Annotated in this window: 2 protein-coding genes; both read right to left on the bottom strand. The window is 76.9% G+C overall.

Annotated elements, in window-relative coordinates; all coding sequences use genetic code 11:
• Positions 1–24 precede the first annotated feature (24 nt).
• Entirely contained in the window at positions 25–10,209 is a 10,185-nt protein-coding gene (locus AC5WAM_RS38220; RefSeq protein WP_495520426.1) for an SDR family NAD(P)-dependent oxidoreductase, read from the bottom strand.
• A complete protein-coding gene (locus AC5WAM_RS38215) occupies positions 10,206–21,851 on the bottom strand; it encodes an SDR family NAD(P)-dependent oxidoreductase (RefSeq protein ID WP_495523740.1) in 11,646 nt (3,881 codons plus the stop codon). Before AC5WAM_RS38215 ends, AC5WAM_RS38220 begins: the two co-directional genes overlap by 4 nt.
• Positions 21,852–21,972 lie beyond the last annotated feature (121 nt).

The following is a 21,972-nucleotide window of genomic DNA, read 5'->3' as shown; positions in this document are numbered from 1 at the left end:
TTCTTCCTTTCCTTGCGCGCCGGATCAGGCACGATCGCCGCCGCCCAGTGCCATGCGCACGAGGCCGTCCAGTTCCATCTCCCTGATCGCGGCGGGGTCGTCCGCCGGGTCCGCTCCCCCGCCGCCCGCGCCGGTCGGGTCCTGCGCCCCGGGTTCCGTGAGGCGCAGCAGGGCGTCCAGGAGCCCGGCCTCGCGCAGCCGTGCCACGGGGACGGCAGCGAGGCGGCGTTGGAGCTCCCGGTCGCCGTCCGGGTGCCGGGGGGCGGCGGGCGCGGCGGCCGGGGCGAGGCGCGCGGTCACGTACGCGGCCGCGGCGGCCGGGGTGGGGTGGTCGAAGACGAGGGTCGCGGGCAGGCGCAGACCGGTCGCCGCGTTGAGGCGGTTGCGCAGGTCGACGGCCGTCAGGGAGTCGAACCCGAGGTCCTTGAAGGCCTGTTCCGGGTCGATGGCGTCGGGGCCGCCGTGCCCGAGGACGTCGGCGACGCGGGCCCGCACCACCTCCTCGATCCGCTCCCGGCGCTCCTCGGCGCCCAGCCCGGCCAACTGCTCGCGCAGCGTAGCCACTTGGGCGGCGTCGGCGCCCGCGGCCGTGGGCCGGGCGGCGCGGACGAGGCCGCGCAGGAGCGGGGGCACGGTGCCGCTCGCGGCGCCCGCCCGCAGCCGGGCGGCGTCGAGGCGCACGGGCACGAGCAGGGCGTCGGCGCGGCGCAGCGCCGCGTCGAACAGCGCGAGTCCCTGGGCGTCGGTGAGCGCGGCGACACCGCCGCGGGTCATCCGCCGCAGCCCGGTGGCGTCCAGCGTGCCCGTCATGTCACCGGCCTGTTCCCACAGGCCCCAGGCCAGGGACTGGCCGGGGAGCCCGGCGGCGCGGCGGCGCTGGGCCAGGGCGTCCAGGTAGCCGTTGGCGGCGGCGTAGTTGGCCTGGCCCGCGTTGCCGATGACGCCCGCGGCGGAGGAGAAGAGGACGAACGCGGACAGCGGCAGGCCGCGGGTCGCCTCGTGCAGGGCGAGGGCCCCGTCGACCTTGGGCCGCAGGACGCGCTCCAGGCGCTCGGGCGTGAGCGAGGCGAGGACCCCGTCGTCGAGGACGCCCGCGGCGTGCACGACCGCGGTGAGCGGATGCGCGGCGGGCACGCCCGCGACGAGCCGCGCCACGGCGTCCGGCTCCGCGACGTCGCAGGCCGCGAACTCCGCCTGTGCGCCCAGGGCCCGCAGGTCGGCGAGCAGCGCCTCGGCGCCGGGGGTGCCGGCGCCGCGCCGTCCGGCCAGGAGCAGGCGGCGCACCCCGTGCCGGGCCGCGAGGTGCCGGGCCACGAGCCCGCCGAGCGCCCCGCCCGCGCCGGTGATCAGGACGGTGCCGTCCGGGTCGAGCGGCACGGGGCCTTCGTCGGCGCTGTCCGGCGCTTCCACCCGGGCGAGCCGGGCGACGCGCACCTCGTCCCCGCGTACGGCGATCTGGGGCTCGTCCAGGTCCAGGGCGCCGGGCAGCACGGCGAGCAGCGCGTCGTGGTCCGGCGCGTCGGCGAGGACGAAGCGGTCGGGGTGCTCGGACTGGGCCGAGCGCACCAGGCCGCGCAGCGCGGCGGCGGCCGGGGCGCTCACCGCGTCGTCCGGCCCGGCGCACACGGCCCCGCGGGTGAGGAACACCAGGCGGGCGTCCGCGAACCGGTCGTCGGCGAGCCAGTCCTGGAGGAGCGTGAGGGTGTCGCGTACGAGGGTGTGGACGGCGGCCGCGTCGTCCCCGGCGGCTTCGGCGCGGGGCACGAGGACCACGTCGGGCACGGGTGCGCCCCGGTCGACGGCCGCGGCGAGGTCCGCTAGGTCCGGGTAGGTGTCGGGCAGCGCCGTGCCGGGGCCGAGCGCGGCCCAGCGGGCGGGCGGCACGGGGCCCGCGGGCGCCGGGGCGGGCACGGCGGTCCACTCCAGGCGGTACAGGGAGTCGTGCGCCGCGGGTGCGGTGGCGCCGCGCAGGGCGGCGACGTCGACGGGGCGCACGGCGAGGCCGGTGACCGTGGCCACCGGGCGGCCGGAGGGGTCGCTCGCGGTGAGCGACACCGAGCCGTCGCCGCCCTGGGTCAGGCGCACCCGCAGCTCGGTGGCGCCGGAGGCGTGCAGGGTGACGCCGGTCCACGCGAACGGCAGCCGCGCGGTGCCCGGTTCGAGGTCCGGGCCGCTTCCGGTGCCGGGCGCGAGCCACAGGCCCTGGAGCGCGGCGTCGAGCAGGGCGGGGTGGATGCCGAAGGCGGCGGCCGCCGGGTGCTGGTCCTGGCCGAGGGACACCTCGGTGAACAGGTCGCCGCCGCGCCGCCAGGCGGTACGCAGCCCCTGGAAGGCCGGGCCGTAGCCGTAGCCGGACGCGGCGAAGCGCGCGTACAGGTCGCCGACGTCGACGGGCTCGGCACCGGCCGGGGGCCAGCTCCCGCCCGGCACCGGTGCGTCCTGCCCGGTCGCTTCGGCCAGGGTTCCGGTGGCGTGCGCCGTCCACGGGGCGTCGGTGGCGTCCTCCGGCCGTGCGTGCACGTCCAGGGTCCGGCGGCCGGTGGCGTCCGGGGCGCCCACCCGCACCTGGAGGCGGACGCCGCCCGACGCGGGAAGGACCAGCGGCGCCTGGAGGGTGAGTTCCTCCACGACGGGGCACCCGGCCTCGTCGCCCGCGCGCACCGCGAGGTCGACGAACGCGGCGCCGGGCAGCAGGACCACGCCGGACACGGCGTGGTCGGCGAGCCAGGGGTGGCTGCGCACCGAGATCCGGCCGCTGAGCAGGATCTCACCGGTCTCGGCGAGTTCGACGGCCGCCGCGAGCAGCGGGTGCCCGGTGCTGCCGAGGCCCGCGGCGGTGACGTCGCCGCCGCTCTCCGGGCCGGGCACCGCCCAGTACGCCTGGTGCTGGAAGGCGTACGTGGGCAGGTCGACGCGGCGGGCGCCGGTGCCCGCGAAGAGCGGCGACCAGTCGACGGGGACGCCGTGGGCCCAGGCCTCGCCGAGGGAGAGGAGCAGGCGTTCGGTGCCGCCCTCGCCGCGCCGCAGCGTCCCGAGCACGGCGGCGTCGGCACCGGCCGACTCCAGGGTCTCCGCTACCGCGGGGGTGAGCACCGGGTGCGGGCTGACCTCGATGTACGTGCGGTGTCCGGCAGCGGCGAGCGCGCGCACCGCGGACTCGAAGCCCACCGTGCGGCGGAGGTTGGCGTACCAGTAGCGGGCGTCCATCCGGGAGGTGTCCAGCCACTCGTCCGTCACCGTGGAGTACAGCGGGACGTCGGCGGTGACGGGTTCGATGTCCTTGAGCGCGCTGAGGAGTTCGGCTTCGAGGCTGTCCATGTGGGCGCAGTGCGAGGCGTACGTGACGTCGACGCGCCGGGCCCGTACGCCGTCCGCCGCGCAGGCCGCGAGGAGTTCGTCCAAGGCGTCGGCGTCGCCTGAGACCACCACGGCCGACGGGCCGTTGACGGCCGCGACGGACAGGCGTCCGGCCCAGGCGGCGATCCGGTCGGCGGCCCGCGGCGCGGGCAGCGCGAGCGAGACCATGCCGCCGTGCCCGGCGAGCCTGGCGATGGCGCGGCTGCGCAGGGCGACGACCTTCGCCCCGTCCTCCAGGGTGAGCGCGCCGGCCACCACGGCGGCGGCGATCTCGCCCTGGGAGTGTCCGACGACGGCGTCGGGGACCACGCCGTACGCGCGCCACAGCCGTGCCAGCGACACCATCACGGCGAACAGGACGGGCTGCACCACGTCGACGCGGTCCAGGCCGGTGCCGTCGCGCACCACGTCGAGCAGGGACCACTCGACGTGCGGGGCGAGCGCGTCCGCACACGCGTGCAGGGCCTCGGCGAACTCCGGCGCTTCATCGAGGAGTTGGCGGGCCATGCCGGTCCACTGCGAGCCCTGCCCCGGGAACATCAGGACGGTGCGCCCGTCGGTGTCCGCGAGGCCGCTGACATCGGGGTCCGCGCCCGCGACCCACTCCCGCAGGACGGGCAGGAGCCGGTCGTGGCCACCGACGAGGACGGCGCGGTGCGGGAAGGCGGTGCGGCCGGTGAGCGACAGGGCGACGTCCACCGGATCGGGCGTTGGCGCGCCCGCGCCCGTGTCGGTGTCCGTGCCCGCGCCCGTGTCCGTCTCCGTCTCCGTCTCCGTCTCCGTCTCCGTCACGGTGTACGCCGCTGTCGGCCCGCCCCCGCCCGTCAGGTGCTGGAGCAGGCGTCCGGCCTGGTCTCGCAGGGCGTCGGCCGACCTGGCCGACAGGACCCACGGCAGGGCGGGGGCGGTGCGGGTGCGCTCGGCCGCCGGCGCGGCGGGCTCCGGGGCCTGTTCGAGGACGACGTGGGCGTTGGTGCCGCTGAGCCCGAAGGAGGAGACGCCCGCGCGGCGGGGCCTGCCCGTGTCGGGCCACTCCTCGGCCTCGGTGACGAGCGCCACGTCGCCCGCGCTCCAGTCCACGTGGGTGGTGGGCTTCTCGGCGTGGAGCGTGGCGGGGACGGTGGCGTGGCGCAGGGCCAGGACCGTCTTCATGACGCCCGCGACGCCCGAAAGGGCCTGGGTGTGACCGATGTTGGACTTCAGGGAGCCGACGAGGAGGGGGCGTCCCTCGGGGCGGCCCTGGCCGTAGGTGGCGAGGAGCGCCTGTGCCTCGATGGGGTCGCCCAGGGTGGTGCCGGTGCCGTGCGCCTCCACCACGTCGACGTCCGCGCCGGAGAGTCCCGCGTCGGCGAGCGCGGCGCGGATGACGCGCTGCTGGCTGGGTCCGTTGGGGGCCGAGAGGCCGTTGCTGGCGCCGTCCTGGTTGACGGCGGAGCCACGCAGGACGGCGAGGACGGGGTGGCCGTTGCGCTGGGCGTCGGAGAGGCGCTCGACGAGGAGCACTCCGGCGCCCTCGCTCATGCCCATGCCGTCGGCGGTGTCCCCGAACGCCTTGCAGCGGCCGTCGGCGGCGAGGCCGCGCTGCCGCGAGAAGCTGACGAGGGCGCCGGGCGTCGCCATCACGGCGACTCCGCCGACCAGGGCGAGCGAGCAGTCCCCCGCGCGCAGCGCCCGGGCGGCCAGGTGCAGGGCGACCAGCGAGGAGGAGCAGGCGGTGTCGACGGTGACCGCGGGCCCCTCCAGGCCCAGGGTGTAGGCGACGCGGCCGGAGACCACGCTGGGCGCGCTGCCGGTGAGCAGGTGCCCCTCGCCTTCCGTGGAGCGGGCCACGGCGGAGGCGTAGTCGCTGTAGTTGACGCCGGTGAAGACGCCGGTGCGGCTGCCGCGCAGGGCCTGCGGGTCGAGGCCCGCGCGCTCCAGGGCCTCCCAGGAGGTCTCCAGGAGGAGGCGCTGCTGGGGGTCCATGGCGAGGGCCTCGCGCGGCGAGATGCCGAAGAACGCCGGGTCGAAGTCGGCGGCGTCGTGCAGGAATCCGCCGTGCCGGGTGGTGACGGTGCCCGGGTTCTCCGGGTCGGGGTCGTAGAGCGCGTCGAGGTCCCAGCCGCGGCCTGTGGGGAATCCGGTGACGGCGTCGCCGCGATCGGCCAGGAACCGCCACAGCTCGTCGGGCGTGGTGATGCCGCCGGGCAGGCGGCAGCCCATGGAGACGACGGCGAGCGGCTCGTCGGCGGCCCCGGGGGCGGGCTCCTGGGTCTCCCGCGCGGCTTCCTCCGCGCCGAGCAGACGGGTCCCCAGATGGTCGGCGAGGGCGGTGGCCGAGGGGTGGTCGAAGACGAGGGTCGACGGGAGGCGCAGGCCGGTCGCCCGGGTGAGGCGGTTGCGGAGTTCGACCGCGGTCAGGGACGCGAAGCCGAGCTCCTGGAAGGCCCTCCCGGGCGGCACGGCGTCGGCGGAGTCGTGGCCGAGCACGGCGGCGGCGTGCTCGCGGACGAGGCCGAGGAGCAGCCGGGACCGGTCAGCGGGCCGCCGCAGCGCGGCGAGGCGTCCGCGCAGCTCCGCGGCGGCCGGGGCCCGGTCGTCGCCGTCCTGCCCCGCGAGGGCGCGGCGGGCCTCGGCGACGCCCGTCAGGAGCGGGCTGGGGCGGCCGGAGGTGAACACCGGGGCGAACTGGGCCCAGTCGACGTCGGCGACGGTCACGAGCGTCTCGTCGTCGTCGAGGATGTGCTGGAGGGCGGCGAGGGCCCGCCCGGCGTCGATCCGGGGCAGTCCGTGTTCCTCCAGGTTGAACAGGTCGGCGTCCGCGCCGGTGGCGGGCGGCGCCCACGGGTTCTCGGCCCGCCAGATGCCCCAGTCGACGGTGGTCGCGGTCAGACCGCGGCCGCGCCGGTGCTGCGCCAGGGCGTCGAGGTGGGCGTTGGCCGCGGAGTACGCGCCGTGGTCGCCGCTGCCCCACACGCCGGCGATGGACGAGAAGAGGACGAACGCGTCCAGCTCGCGGTCGAGGAGCGCGTCGAGGTGGGCGGCGCCCGCGGCCTTGGCGGCGACGACGCGCTCGTACGCCTCGACGGGGATGGTGTCCAGCGGGGCGAGCGCGATGTACGCGGCGGCGTGCACGACGGCGGTGACGGGCGTGCCCTGGGCGTCGAGTTCGGCGAGGAGCCGCTCGACCTGGGCGCGGTCGGCCAGGTCGCAGCCGGGCATCGTGACCGTCGTGCCGAGCGCGGCCAGCTCGGCGGTGAGCTCGGCGGCCCCGGGGGCGTCCGCGCCGCGGCGCCCGGGCAGGACGAGGCGGTCGGCGCCGGCGCGCGCGAGCCAGCGGGCGAGGTGGGGGCCGAGGGCACCGGTGCCGCCGGTGAGCAGGACCGTGCCTCGGGGCCGCCAGGTGCGGCCGGGGCGGGCCGTGGGGCGGGGCGCGCGGACAAGCCGCCGGGCGTACAGGCCGCTCGCGCGCACGGCGAGCTGGTCCTCGCCGCCGACGCCGCCGAGCGCGGCGCACAGCCGTTCTCCGGCGCGGGCGTCGAGCGCCTCGGGCAGGTCGATCAACCCGCCCCAGCGGCGCGGGTGTTCGAGGGCGGCGACCATGCCGGTGCCCCACACCTGCGCTTGCGCGGGCGCGGTGAGCGGGTCGCCCGCCCCCGTGGAGACGGCTCCTCGGGTGGCACACCACAGCGGCACCGCGGCCCCGAGACCCCCGAGGTCCCCGAGGTCCCCGAGCGCCTGGACGAGGGCGAGGGTGAGGGCGGTGCCGGTGGGGAGCCCCGGGCGGCGGGGGTGCGGCCGGTCGTCGAGCCCGAGCAGGGAGAGGACTCCGGCGAGGGGGCGTCCGTCGGCGGCGGCCGTCAGGACCCCGGCGAGCCGGACGCGGTCGCTGCCGCCGTCGCCGGTCGCGGTGACCTCGGCCGTGAGGACCTCCGCCCCGTGCTCGCGCAGGGCGCGTGCCGTGTCGTTCGCCTCGTGCCCCTCGGGGGTCAGGACCAGCCACGTCCCGTCGAGCGCGGGGGCCGCCGGGTCGGGGACGGGCTGCCAGTCCACGCGGTAGCGCCAGCCGTCGTACGGGTCCTCGGCGGTGCGGCGCTCGGTGTCGGCGGCGGGCGCGGCGGGCGTGAGCCAGTGGCGGCGCTGCTGGAAGGGGTAGGTGGGCAGGTCGACGCGGCGGGCGCCGCGGCCCTCGTACACGCGGGGCCAGTCCACGGGGACGCCCCGGACCCACAGTTCGGCCGCGGAGCTGAGGGCGCGGCGCAGCCCGCCCTCGTCGCGGCGGAGGGTGCCGGTGACGACGGGGGCGACGGCGCCCGCGTCCTCGGCGGTGTCCTGGACGGGCCCGGTGAGGACCGGGTGCGGCGACGCTTCGAGGAACACGCCGTGGCCCTGCTCGGCGAGGGCGCGGACGGCGGGGGCGAAGCGCACGGTCCCGCGGAGGTTGCGGTACCAGTAGGCGGCGTCCATCGTCGTGGTGTCCAGCCACTCCCCCGTGACGGTGGAGAGGAGGGGGACCCGCGCGGCGGCCGGGGTGATCCCGGCGAGGGCCGTCAGGACCTCGTCCTCGACGCGCTCCACGTGGGCCGAGTGCGAGGCGTAGTCGACGGGGATCGTGCGGGCGCGCACGGCGTGTTCCGCACAGTGGGCCGTCAGTTCGGCGAGGGCGGCCGCGTCGCCGGAGACCACGACGGCGGCGGGCCCGTTGAGGGCGGCGACGGACAGGCGTCCGGCCCACGGGGCGATCAGTGCGTCGGCCCGTTCGCGCGGTACGGCGAGGGAGACCATGCCGCCGCCGCCCGCGAGCGCGGCGATGGCGCGGCTGCGCAGGGCGACGACCTTCGCCCCGTCCTCCAGGGACAGCGCACCGGCGACCACGGCCGCCGCGATCTCGCCCTGGGAGTGCCCCACCACGGCGTCCGGCACGACGCCCCAGGAGCGCCAGAGCGCGGCCAGGGACACCATCGTGGCGAACAGCGCGGGCTGGACGACGTCGACCCGGTCCAGCGGCGCCGCGCCCGGCGCGGCGCGGACGACGTCCCGCAGCGACCAGTCCACGTGCGGGGCGAGCGCGTCCTCGCAGGCGGCCATGGAGCGCGCGAACTCAGGTGCGGTGGCGAGGAGTTCGCGGCCCATGCCGGGCCATTGGGAGCCCTGCCCGGGGAAGACCAGGGCGATCCGGCCGGGCGCGGGTTCGGCGACGCCGGTGACGGCGGCCGGGGCGTTCTCCGGGTCCCGGGCCACCTCCGTGAGGAGGGAGAGGAGTTCGTCGCGGTCGGCGGCCGTCACGGCGGCCCGGTGCGTGAAGGCCGTGCGCGTGGTGGCGAGCGCGTGGCCGATGTCGACGGGGCGGGCCCGCGGGTCGGCGGCGACGCGCGCCTTGAGGCGTACGGCCTGGTCGCGCAGGGCGGCGGCGGTGCGCCCCGAGAGCAGGCACGGGACGGCGGGGGGAGCCTCCCGCGTGGGCCGGGGCTCGGGGTCCTGTTCGCGGGGCTCGGGGGCCTGTTCCAGGATGACGTGGGCGTTGGTGCCGCTCATGCCGAAGGACGAGACGCCCGCGCGCCGCGGTCTGTCCGTGGCGGGCCACTGCCGTGCCTCGGTCAGGAGGGCGACGGCGCCCGCGGCCCAGTCGGCGTGCGGCGTGGGCTCGGTGATGTGCAGGGAGCGGGGCAGGAGGCCGTGGCGCAGGGCCAGGACGGTCTTGATGACGCCCGCGACTCCGGCGGCGGCCTGGGTGTGGCCGATGTTGGACTTGAGCGAGCCGAGCCACAGGGGCCGTTCGGCGGGCCGCCCCCGGCCGTAGGTGGCGAGCAGCGCGTCGGCCTCGATGGGGTCGCCGAGGGTGGTGCCGGTGCCGTGGGCCTCGACGGCGTCGACGTCCTGTGCCGCGAGTCCGGCGTCGGCGAGCGCGGCCTGGATGACGCGCTGCTGGGAGGGTCCGTTGGGGGCGGTCAGGCCGTTGCTGGCGCCGTCCTGGTTGACGGCGGAGCCGCGCAGGACGGCGAGGACGGGGTGTCCGTTGCGGCGGGCGTCGGAGAGGCGTTCCAGGAGGAGCACGCCGACGCCCTCGCCCCAGCCGGTGCCGTCGGCGGCGGCGGAGAACGGCTTGCAGCGGCCGTCCCCGGACATCGCGCCCTGGCGGCTGAACTCGGTGAACACGGAGGGCCGCGACATCACCGTGACGCCGCCGGTCAGGGCCAGCGAGCACTCGTCGGCGCGCAGGGCCCGGGCCGCCTGGTGCAGGGCGACGAGCGAGGCGGAGCAGGCGGTGTCGACGGTGACGGCGGGCCCTTCGAGGCCGAGCGCGTAGGCGACGCGCCCCGACATGACGCTCATCGAGTTGCCGGTCATCAAGAAGCCCCGCACGGTGTCGGGTGCGCCCGTGCCCAGCTGGGCGTAGCCCTGGTCGATGGCGGCGGCGAACACTCCGGTGCGGCTTGCGCGCAGGGACGCCGGGTCGATGCCCGCGCGTTCGATCGCCTCCCAGGCGGCCTGGAGCAGCAGCCGCTGCTGCGGGTCCATGGCCACGGCCTCGTGCGGGGACACGGCGAAGAACTCGGCGTCGAAGTCGGCGGCGCCGTCGAGGAACGCGCCCCGGCAGGGCACGCCGTCCGCCGTGAGCAGCTCGGTGTCCCAGCCGCGGTCGCCGGGCACGGTCGTCACGGTGTCGCGGCCCGCGACGAGGAGGTCCCACAGCTCCTCGGGGGTGCGGACGCCGCCGGGGAAGCGGCAGCTCATCGAGACGACGGCGATCGGCTCGTGGCTCCTGGCCTCGGCCTCGCGCAGCCGTCGGCGGGTGTCGCGCAGGTCGATGGTGACGCGGTTGAGGTAGTCGCGCAGCTTCTGCTCGCCCTGCGGGCCCTGGACGGGACTCACGAGATGCCCAGCTCCTTGTCGATCAGGTCGAAGATCTCTTCGTTGGTGGCGGACTCGATGGCGTCGGCCGCGTCCGGTCCGTCCCGCTCCGTGCCGTCGGCGGCGGCCGGTTCGAGGCGGGCGAGGGCGCCGCGCAGCCGCCGCGCGAGGTCCGTGCGCCGTCGGTCGCCGTCGGGTCCGGCGGCGGCCAGTTCGCCGACGAGGGCGTCCAGGCGGTCGAGTTCGGCCGTCCCCGGGGGGCCGCCCTCGGGGCCGCCGGTGCCGGCGAGGAGCCGTTCGGCGAGGTGGCGGGCGAGCGCGTCGGGCGTGGGGTGGTCGAAGACGAGCGCGGCGGGCAGCCGCGTCCCGGTGCCGGAGGCCAGCCGGTTGCGGAGCTCGACGCCGGTGAGCGAGTCGAAGCCCAGGTCCTTGAACGGCCGCTCCCCGCCGATCAGTTCGGTGGAGGCGTGGCCGAGCACGGCGGCGGCGTGGCCGCGCACCAGGTCGAGCAGGACGCGGTGTGCCTCGGCGGGGGCCAGGTCCGCCAGCTGCGCGGCGAGCGAGGGCCCGGCCGGTGCGGCGGCCGCGCGCGGGGCGGGGGCGCGCCGGACGGCCGGCAGGAGTGCGCTGAGCAGCGGCGGCAGCGGGGTTCCGGTGGCGGCCGCCGCGCGCAGGGCCGCGGTGTCGACGGCGGCGGCCAGGACGTGCGGCTGTGCCGCGGTGAGGGCGGCGTCGAAGAGGGCGAGCGCCGCGTCGGTGGTGAGGGCCCCGACGCCGCTGCGCGCCATCTTGCGTACGTCGGCGTCGCTGAGGTGCGCGGTCAGGGCGCTGCGCTCCCGCCACATGCCCCAGGCGACGGACACGGCGGGCAGGCCTTCCGCGCGGCGGGCGGCGGCCAGGGCGTCGAGGGCGGCGTTGGCGGCGGCGTAGTTGGCCTGTCCGGCGCCGCCGAGCAGCGCGGCACCGGACGAGAACAGCACGAACGCGGCCAGGTCGTGGTCGCGGGTCAGCTCGTGCAGGGCGAGTGCGGCGTCCGCCTTGGGCGCGAGGACGCGGTCGAGCCGCTCGGGGGTGAGCGCGGCGACGGTGGCGTCGTCGAGGACTCCGGCGGCGTGGACGACCCCGGTCAGGGGGTGGGCGCCGGGGACGTCCGCGAGGAGCGCGGCCAGCGCGGCGCGGTCGCCCACGTCGCAGGCGGCGACGGTCACCTCGGCGCCCGCGTCGGTGAGGTCGCGCACCAGGTCCTCGGCGCCGTGGGCCGCCATGCCGCGGCGCCCCGTCAGGAGCAGATGGCGGACGCCGTGGGCGGTGGCCAGGTGGCGGGCGACGCGGCCGCCGAGGGTGCCGGTGCCGCCGGTGATCAGGACGGTGCCGTCGGGGTCGAGGGGCGCGGGCAGGGTCAGGACGTTCTTGCCGATGTGCCGGGCCTGGCTCAGGTGCCGGAAGGCCTGCGGGGCCTGCCGCAGGTCCCAGCAGGTGACGGGCAGCGGCGTGAGGACGCCCCGCTCGAACAGGGACAGGACCTCGGCGAGCATGGCGCCCACCCGTTCCGCGCCCGCCTCCATCAGGTCGAAGGCCCGGTAGCGCACGCCGGGGTGGTCGCGGGCCACCTCGTCGGCGTCGCGTACGTCGGTCTTGCCCATCTCCACGAAGCGTCCGCCGCGCGGCAGGAGCCGCAGGGAGGCGTCCACGAACTCCCGTGCCAGGCAGTCCAGTACGACGTCCACGCCGCGGCCGCCGCTGGCGTCGAGGAACCGCTCGGCGAAGTCCAGGGTGCGCGTGGAGGCGATGTGCGCGTCGTCCAGGCCCGAGCCGCGCAGCACGTCCCACTTGGCGGGGCTCGCCGTGCCGTACACCTCGGCCCCTGCGTGCCGGGCGAGCTGCACGGCGGCCATGCCGACGCCGCCGGCCGCCGCGTGCACCAGGACCGACTGGCCGTCGCGCAGGCCGCCGAGGTCGAACAGGCCGTAGTACGCGGTGAGGAAGACGATCGGTACCGAAGCGGCCTGCGCGAAGGTCCAGCCCGCGGGGATGCGGGCGAGGGTGCGCCGGTCGGCGACCGCCGTGGGCCCGAAGGCCCCGCCGAAGACGCCGAGGACGCGGTCGCCGGGCGCGAGGTCGGCGACGTCCGCGCCCACCTCCAGGACGACGCCCGCGCCCTCGCTGCCGAGGACCGCCTGGTCGGGGTCGAGGCCGAGCGACACCACCACGTCGTGGAAGTTGAGGCCGGCGGCCCGTACGGCGATCCGGACCTGGCCCGCGCCGAGGGGCGCGAGCGCGGCGGGGGCGGGGACGGCCGCGAGTGAGTCGACCGCGCCGTCACCGGCGAGCCCGACCGTCCAGGCGGTCTCGTCGCCCGCGGGCGGCACGAGGGTGTCCCGGCCGGGTCCCGCGGTGAGGCGCGGCACGAGCGCTTCGCCGTGCCGTACGGCCGTCTGCGGCTCGGCCCCGGCGAGCACGGTGGGCAGGGCGGCGCGGGACTCCGGCAGCCCGTCGAGGTCCACGAGCACGAACCGACCGGGGTGCTCGGTCTGTGCGGTCCGCAGCAGCCCCCACACTCCGGACTGGGCCAGGGCGGCCGCGCGGTCGCCGGGCCCGGTGCGCACCGCGCCCCGGGTGACGACGGCGAGGGTGGCGTCGGCGAACCGCTCGTCGGCCAGCCACTCCTGCACCAGGGCGAGGCCGTGGGCGGTGGCGGCGTGCAGCGAAGCGACCTCGTCCCCGGGGCCTTCGGCGCCGTCGGGCCACGGGCAGTCCGCGACGACCACGGCGGGCACGGCGGCGTCCGGGTCGGCGCGCAGGTCCTCCAGGAGGGCCCAACTTCCCTCCCCCAGCGTGACATCCGTGTCAGGCGCGGGCCCCCACTCCACGCGGTGCAGCCCGTCCCTGTCCTGTCCGGCCCGCCGCAGCCCGCCCGCGGCCAGGGGCCGCAGCGCGAGCGAACCGGCCGAGAGGACCTCCTGCCCCGCGAGGTCGTACACGGCGAGGGCGACGGCGTCGGGCCCGTCGGCGGTGAGCCGCACCCGGACGGCCGTGGCTCCCGTGGCGTGCGCGGTGACGTCGCTCCAGCTGAAGGGGAGGCGCGCGGTGTCGTCGCGGCCCGGCAGCAGCGCGGCCGTCTGGAGGGCGGCGTCGAGCAGCGCCGGGTGCACGGCGTAGGCGGGCGCGTCGGCGTGCTGCCGCTCGTCCAGGACGAGTTCGGCGCACACCTCGCCGTCCCGCGCCCAGGCGGCGCGGATGCCTTGGAACGTGGGCCCGTACGCGTATCCGGCGGCGGCGAACCGCTCGTACAGGCCCTCGACGTCCACGGCCTCGGCGCCGGGCGGCGGCCAGGCGATGAGCGCGGGCCCCGCGGGCCGCCCGGTGGGGGCGACGGTGCCGGAGGCGTGGGGCGTCCACGACGGCTGCCCGCCCTCGGCTGAGTGCTCGGCTCCGCGCTCGGCCCGCGCGTAGAGGTCGAGCGCGCGCCGCCCGTCCGCGTCGGGCGCGCCTAGCCGCACCTGTACGAGGACGGCGCCCTCCTCCGGCAGTACGAGCGGCGCGCCCAGGGTGAGTTCGTCCACCGAGGCGCATGCGGCCTCGGCGGCGGCGCGCAGGGCGAGTTCCAGCAAGGCGGTGCCGGGCAGCAGGGCGACACCCTGGACGGCGTGCTCGGCGAGCCACGGGTGCGTACGCCGTGAAAGCCGTCCGGTGCACAGGAGTTCGCCCGTGTCGGCAATCTCCACGGCGGCACCGAGCAGCGGGTGCCCGGTCGTCCCCAGGCCCGCCGAGGCGACGTCCCAGCTCGTCGTCGGAACGTCCAGCCAGAGGCGCCGCTCCTGGAAGGGGTAGGTGGGCAGCTCGACGCGGGTGGCACCGGTGCCCTCGAACAGCGGCGACCAGTCCACGGACAACCCCTGCACATGCGCCTGCCCGAGGGCGAGGAGCATGCGCTCCAAGCCGCCCTCGTCCCGGCGCAGGGTGCCCAGCACCACCGCGGTGCTCTCGGCCGACTCCAAGGTCGCCTCGACCGCCATCGTCAACACCGGGTGCGGACTGACCTCCACATACGCGCCGAAGCCCTCACCGGCCAGGGCACGGATGGCGGGCTCGAAGGCCACCGTGCGACGGAGGTTGGCGTACCAGTACCCGGCATCCATCACCGACGTGTCCAGCCACTCACCCGTCACCGTGGAGTACAGGGGGATGTCACCGGAAACCGGCTGGATCGTGTCCAGTGTCTCCAGGAGCTCTGTCTCGATGCGCTCCACATGAGCCGAGTGCGAGGCATAGTCCACGTCGATACGACGCGCCCGCACCCCCTGCGCCTCACACCCCTCCACCAACTCATCCAGAGCGTCGATATCACCCGACACCACCACCGCAGAGGGACCATTGACCGCAGCAACCGACAACCGCCCACCCCAAGCGGAAAGCAGCTCCGCCACCTCCCCCGACGACAAAGCCAGCGACACCATCCCGCCGCTCCCCGCAAGCCCCACAATCGCCCGGCTCCGCAACGCCACCACCCGCGCACCATCCGCAAGAGACAACCCACCCGCCACCACCGCCGCCGCGATCTCCCCCTGCGAATGCCCCACCACCGCATCCGCCACCACACCAAACACCCGCCACAACCGCGCCAACGACACCATCACCGCAAACAACACCGGCTGCACCACATCCACCCGCTCAAGTCCCACACCCGAACGCACCACCTCCACCAACGACCACTCCACATACCGCCCCAACGCCGCCTCGCACTCCCCCATCAACCCCGCAAACACCGACGACTCATCCAACAGCTCACGCGCCATCCCCACCCACTGCGCCCCCTGCCCCGGGAACACAAACACCGTCCCCCCACCCACCAACCCCCCACCCGACACCACACACCCCGACGGCTCACCCACCACCAACGCCCGCAACCCCGCAAGCAACTGCTCACGACCACCCACCACCACAGCCCGGTGCTCATGGAGTGCCCGGGTCTCGACCAGCGACAGCGCGACATCACCGACCCGCACGTCCTCCGCTCCGCACACCTCAAGAAGCCGCTCCGCCTGCGCCCACAACCCCTGCGGCGACCGCGCCGACACCACCCACACCACCGGCCCAACCACCCCGGAAACCCCGGCGACCACAGACTCCCGCGGCACCTCCTCCACGATCACATGCGCGTTCGTCCCGCTCACGCCGAACGACGAGACACCGGCTCGTCGCGGCCCGCCCCCGGTCTCCCAGGGGCGCGCCTCGGTGAGGAGCCGTACGTCGCCGGTCGACCAGTCGACTTGCGGGGTGGGTGCGTCGACGTGGAGGGTCTGCGGCAGCAGGCCGTGGCGCATCGCCAGGACCATCTTCATGACACCGGCGACACCGGCCGCCGCGGAGGTGTGGCCGATGTTGGACTTGAGGGAGCCCAGCCACAACGGCCGCTCCTCCACCCGCTCCTGACCGTACGTCGCCAGCAACGCCTGCGCCTCGATCGGATCACCCAGACGCGTGCCCGTGCCGTGCGCCTCCACCGCGTCCACGTCCTTCGCCGACAACCCCGCATCCGCGAGAGCCGCACGAATCACCCGCTGCTGCGAAGGACCGTTCGGAGCCGTCAGACCATTGCTCGCACCGTCCTGATTCACCGCACTGCCCCGCACCACCGCAAGCACCGGATGACCGTTGCGCCGGGCATCCGACAGACGCTCCAGGACGAGGATTCCGGCGCCTTCGCCGAAGCTGGTGCCGTCCGCGGCGGCCGCGAAGGACTTGCAGCGGCCGTCGGCGGCGAGGCCTCCCTGGCGGCTGAACTCCACGAAGAGTTCGGGGCTCGACATCACGGTGACACCGCCCGCGACGGCGAGGGCGCACTCTCCGCGGCGCAGCGACTGCACCGCGGTGTGCAGGGCGACGAGGGAGGAGGAGCAGGCCGTGTCGATGGTGAGGGCCGGGCCTTCGAGGCCGAAGGCGTAGGCGATGCGGCCGGAGACGACGCTGCCGGAGTTGCCGGTGCCGAGGAAGCCCTCGACGTCCTCGGGGATGTGCGGCAGGAGCCGTACCGCGTAGTCCTGCTGCATCAGGCCGACGAAGACGCCCGTGGGGGTTCCGCGCAGCGCGGCCGGGTCGATGCCCGCGCGTTCGAAGGCCTCCCAGGTGATGGTGAGCAGCAGGCGCTGCTGCGGGTCCATGGCGATGGCCTCGCGGGGCGAGATCCCGAAGAAGTCGGCGTCGAAGTCTCCGGCGCCGGTGAGGAACCCGCCTTCGCGCACGTACGAGGTGCCGGTGTGGCCGGGGTCGGGGTCGTAGAGGGCGTCGAGGTCCCAGCCCCGGTCCGTGGGGAAGTCACCGATGCCGTCGGCGCCGGAGGCGACGAGGCGCCACAGGTCGTCCGGGGTGCGGACCGAGCCGGGGAAGCGGCAGCCCATCGCGACGACGGCGACCGGCTCGTCCGCGGCGGACGCCACGGGCACGGGTGCGCTCGCCCCGGTGGCCGTCCCGGCCAGTTCGTCCCGCAGGAGCCCGGCGAGGGCTTCCGGGGACGGGTGGTCGAAGACCAGCGTGGCGGGCAGGCGCAGCCCGGTGGCGGCGCCCAGGCGGTTGCGGAGCTCCACGGAGGCGAGGGAGTCGAAGCCGAGGTCGCGGAAGGCCCGGGCGGGGGCCACCGCGCTGCCGGAGGTGTGCCCGAGGACCGCGGCGGCCTGCGCGCACACCAGTTGGACGAGGGTGCGCCGCTGTTCGGCCTCCGGCAGCGCGGCGAGGCGTTCGGCCAGGGAGGTGTCCGTGTCCGCGGTGGGCGCGGCGGCCGCGGCCCTGCGCACGGGGACGCGGACGAGCGCGCGCAGGAGCGGCGGCACCGGTTCGCCCTCCGCGGCCCGGGCGCGCAGGGCACGGCGGTCGAGCCGGAGCGGTACGAGCGCGGGCGCGTCGACGGTGAGGGCCGCGTCGAAGAGGGCGAGCCCCTGTTCGGTGGTGAGCGCGGGCATGCCGGAGCGGGCCAGGCGGCGCACGTCGGCGTCGTCGAGGTGCCCGGTGAGGGCGGAGCGCTGTTCCCACAGGGTCCAGGCGAGGGACTGCGCGGGCAGGCCGCGGGCGTGGCGCCACTGGGCGAGGGCGTCGACGTAGGCGTTGGCGGCGGCGTAGTTGCCCTGTCCGGGGCCGCCGAAGGTGCCCGCGGCCGAGGAGAAGACGACGAAGGCCTGCAGGTCGAGGTCCTGGGTGAGTTCGTGGAGGTGGAACGCGGCGTCGGCCTTGGGGCGCAGGACCGCGTCGAGGCGGTCGGGCGTGAGGGAGGTGACGACGCCGTCGTCGAGGGCGCCCGCGGCGTGCACCACGGCCGTCAGGGGGTGGTCGGCGGGAACGCCGTCGAGGAGGGCGGCGAGCGCGTCCCGGTCGGCGGCATCGCAGGCGGCGACGGTGACCTGGGCGCCGAGCGCACCGAGTTCCGTGACGGCCTCGGCGGCGCCCGGCGCGTCCGGTCCCGAGCGGCCCGCGAGCAGGAGGTGGCGCACGCCGTGGCGGGCCACGAGGTGGCGGGCCACGCGGGAGCCGAGCAGGCCGGTGCCGCCGGTGATCAGGACGGTGCCGTCCGGGTCGAGGGCGACCGGTGCCGGGGCGTCGGCGGGGACCTTGCCGAGGCGCGGGGCGAGGACGGCGTCGCCGCGCAGGGCCAGCTGCGGCTCGTCGGCAGCAACGGCCGCGAGCACGGCTTCCGTGTCCGCCGCCGCGTCCAGGTCCAGCAGGACGAAGCGGCCGGGGTGTTCGGACTGGGCGGAGCGCACCAGGCCCCACACGGCGGCGCGGGCCGGGTCGGCGGGGGCCTCGCCGGGGGCGGCGACCGCGCCGCGGGTGACGACGGCGAGGCGGGTGCCGGCGAGGCGCTCGTCGGTGAGCCAGGTCCGCAGGGCCGCCAGGGTCCGGTGGAGGGCGTGGCGCGCCGCGCCCGTGTCGGCGCTGCCCGTCCCGCCCTCGCCGCCGGGGAGTTCCGCCAGCAGGACCGTGCCGGGGGCGGGGGCGCCCGCGTCGAGGGCGGCGAGGAACGCGGGCAGGTCGGGGTGCGTGTGCGCCAGGCCGAAGGAGTGCGGGCCGACGGCCACGGGGCGGGTGTCCGTCCCGGTTTGCGGACGGGCGACGGGGGGCCACTCCACGCGGAACAGCGCGTCGTGGTGGGCGCGGCCCGCGCCGGGTGCGGGCGCGGCCGGGCGCAGGGTCAGGCACTCCACGGCGGCGAGGGGGCTGCCCGCGGCGTCGGTGACGTCGAGGGCGAGGGTGTCGGCGCCGGTCGCGGTCAGGCGCACGCGCAGGGCGGTGGCGCCCGAGGCGTGCAGGGCGGCCCCGGACCAGGCGAACGGCATCCGGCCGCCGTCGACGGCGGCGGCGGTGAGCCCGGTGGCGTGCAGGGCGGCGTCGAGCAGCGCCGGGTGCAGGGCGAACCGCGCGGCGTCCTGGCGGAGCCGGGCCGGGAGCTCGGCCTCGGCGTACAGGTCGTCGCCGAGCCGCCACGCCGCCGTGAGGCCCTGGAAGGCGGGGCCGTAGGCGAAGCCGCCCTCGGCGTAGCGGGCGTACATGCCGTCGAGGTCGAGGGGGGTGGCGCCGGGCGGGGGCCAGGCGGTGGGGGCGGCGGGGGCCGGGGCGGGAGCGCGCGGGGCGAGGACGCCGGTGGCGTGGCGGGTCCACTCCTCGTCCGTGTCGGGGTCGTCGGGCCTGGCGTGCAGGGCGAGGCCGCGGGTGCCGTCGGGGGCGGGCGCGCCGACGGAGAGGCGCAGGACCACACCGCCGTCCTGGGGAAGCGTCAGGGGCGCTTCGAGGGTGAGGTCGTCGACGCGGGGGCAGCCGGTGTGGTCGCCCGCGAGGACGGCGAGTTCCAGGAAGGCGGTGCCGGGCAGCAGGGCGGTGCCCTGCACGGCGTGGTCGGCGAGCCAGGGGTAGGTGCGCAGCGAGAGCCTGCCGGTGAGCAGCAGTCCTTCGCTGTCGGCGAGGGCGACGACGGCGCCGAGGAGCGGATGCCCGGAGGGGGTGAGCCCGACCGAGGCGGGGTCGCCCGCGGGCGCGCCGGAGTCCTCCAGCCAGTAGCGCTCCCGCTGGAAGGCGTAGGTGGGCAGGTCGACGCGGTGCGGCCGGTGCCCGGCGAGGGCCGCGTCCCAGTCGACGGACACGCCCCGTACGTGCAGTTCCGCGAGCGCGGTGAGCAGCCGTCGCGGGCCGCCGTCGTCGCGGCGCAGCGTGCCGAGGGCGAGCGCGTCGGTGCCGGCGGCGTCGGCGGTGTCCTGGAGCCCGGCGGTGAGCACGGGGTGCGCGCTGACCTCGACGAGGACGCGGTGTCCGTCGGCGAGCAGGGCGCGCGCGGCCTCGTCGAAGCGCACGGTGCGGCGCAGGTTCTCGTACCAGTAGGAGGCGTCGAGGCGTGCGGTGTCGAGGAGGCCGCCGGTGACGGTCGAGTAGAAGGGGACGTCGGCGGTGCGGGGCGCGATGCCCGCGAGCGCCTGGGTCAACTCGTCCTGGATCTCCTCGACATGGGGGCCGTGCGAGGCGTAGTCGACGGGGATGGAGCGGGCCCGTACGCCGTCGGCGTCGAGGGCGGCGAGGAGTTCGGTCAGGGCCTCGGGGTCGCCGGAGACGGCGACGGAGGAGGGGCCGTTCACGGCGGCGACGGCGATCCGCCCGCCCCAGGGCGCGATGCGCTCGCGGACCCGGTCGGCGGGGAGCGACACCGATGCCATGCCGCCGCGCCCGGCGAGGGCGCGCAGTGCCCTGGCGCGTACGGCGACGACCTTCGCGGCGTCGGCGAGGCCGAGTGCCCCGGCCACGCACGCGGCGGCCATCTCGCCCTGGCTGTGCCCGACGACGGCGGCGGGCTCGACGCCGTGGGCGCGCCACACCTGTGCCAGCGAGACCATCACCGCGAACAGGGCGGGCTGGACGACGTCCACGCGGTCGAGGGAGGGCGCGCCGGGGGCTTCGCGCAGGACGTCGAGGAGCGACCAGTCGGTGTGCGGGGCGAGGGCTTCGGCGCACTCGGCCAGGCGGGCGGCGAACACCGGTGAGGCGTCGAGGAGTTCGCGGGCCATGCCGGGCCACTGGGTGCCCTGCCCGGGGAAGACGAAGGCGACCGCCTCGCCGGTGCGGGCCGTGCCGCGCGGGCAGCCCGGCGGCAGCGGGTCCGTGTCGCGGGCGAGCGCGTCCAGGGCGTCGAGCAGCGCCGTCCGGTCGTCGGCGACGAGTGCGGCGCGCTCTTCGAGGGCGGCGCGGCCGGTCGCCAGGGTGTGGGCGACGTCCGCCGGGTGCAGCGCGGGGTGCCGCGTCAGATGGGCGTGCAGCGCGGCGGCCTGGGCGCGCAGGGCCTGGGGGTCGCGTGCGGAGACCAGCCAGGGCACGGGTCCGGTGCGGTCCCCCGCGGCGGCGGGCCCGGCGGCGGGCTCGGCCTGTTCGAGGACGACGTGGCCGTTGGTGCCGCTGACGCCGAAGGAGGAGACGGCGGCACGGCGCGGGCGCCCCGTGGCGGGCCACGGCGTGGCCTCGGTGACGAGCCGCAGCGTCCCCGGCGACCAGTCGACCTGGGGGGTGAGGTCGCCGCCGTGCAGGGACGGCGGCACCTCGCCGTGCCGCAGGGCGAGGATCATCTTGATGACGCCGCCGACCCCGGCGGCGGCCTGGGTGTGGCCGATGTTGGACTTCAGCGAGCCGAGCAGCAGCGGCTGTTCGGGGGTGTGCTCGCGCCCGTACGTGGCGAGCAGGGCCTGGGCCTCGATGGGGTCGCCGAGGGGGGTGCCGGTGCCGTGGGCCTCGACGACGTCGACGTCGGCCGGGGCGAGCCGGGCGTTCGCGAGGGCCTGGCGGATGACGCGCTGCTGGGAGGGGCCGTTGGGGGCGGTGAGGCGGCTGCTGGCGCCGTCCTGGTTGACGGCCGAGCCGCGGACCAGGGCGAGCACGGGGTGGCCGTGGCGGCGGGCGTCCGACAGGCGCTCCAGGAGGAGCATGCCGACGCCCTCGCCCCAGCCGGTGCCGTCGGCGGCCGCGGCGAAGGACTTGCACCGGCCGTCCGCCGCGAGGCCGTTCTGCCGGCTCATCTCGACGAACGGCACCGGCGTGGACATCACCATGGCGCCGCCCGCGAGGGCGAGCGCGCAGTCGCCCTGGCGCAGCGCCTGGCAGGCCAGGTGGAGGGCGACGAGCGAGGAGGAGCAGGCGGTGTCGACGGAGACGGCGGGGCCTTCGAGGCCGAAGGTGTAGGCGATGCGGCCGGAGGCGACGCTGTCGGAGCTGCCGTTGCCGAGGTAGCCCCGGACGTCGTCGGGCACCTGGCGCAGGCGCACCGCGTAGTCCTGGTACATCACCCCGGCGAAGACGCCGGTGCGGCTGCCGCGCAGGGAGTGCGGGTCGATCCCGGCGCGCTCGAAGGTCTCCCAGGTGGTCTCCAGGAGGAGCCGTTGCTGCGGGTCCATGGCGAGGGCCTCGCGCGGAGATATGCCGAAGAAGCCGGGGTCGAACGCGGCGGCGTCGTCGAGGAAGCCGCCCTCGGCGCTGTAGGTGCTGCCGGGCCGCTCCCCCGTCGGGTCGTGCAGGGCGGCCAGGTCCCAGCCGCGGTCGGCGGGGAAGGGCGTGATCGCGTCGGTGCCCGTGGAGACGAGCCGCCACAGGTCCTCGGGGGTGCGGACGCCGCCGGGGTAGCGGCAGCCCATCGCGACGACGGCGATCGGTTCCCGGTCCCTCGCCTCGGCCTCGCCGAGGCGCTGCTTGGTCCGGTGCAGGTCGGCGGCCACCCGCTTGAGATAGTCGCGCAGCTTGTCGTCATTCACCGTGCATCGTCACCTTCGG

It is taken from the genome of Streptomyces sp. JLYT201, assembly GCF_059448825.1.
This window is presented reverse-complemented; position numbering and strand designations above follow the sequence as displayed.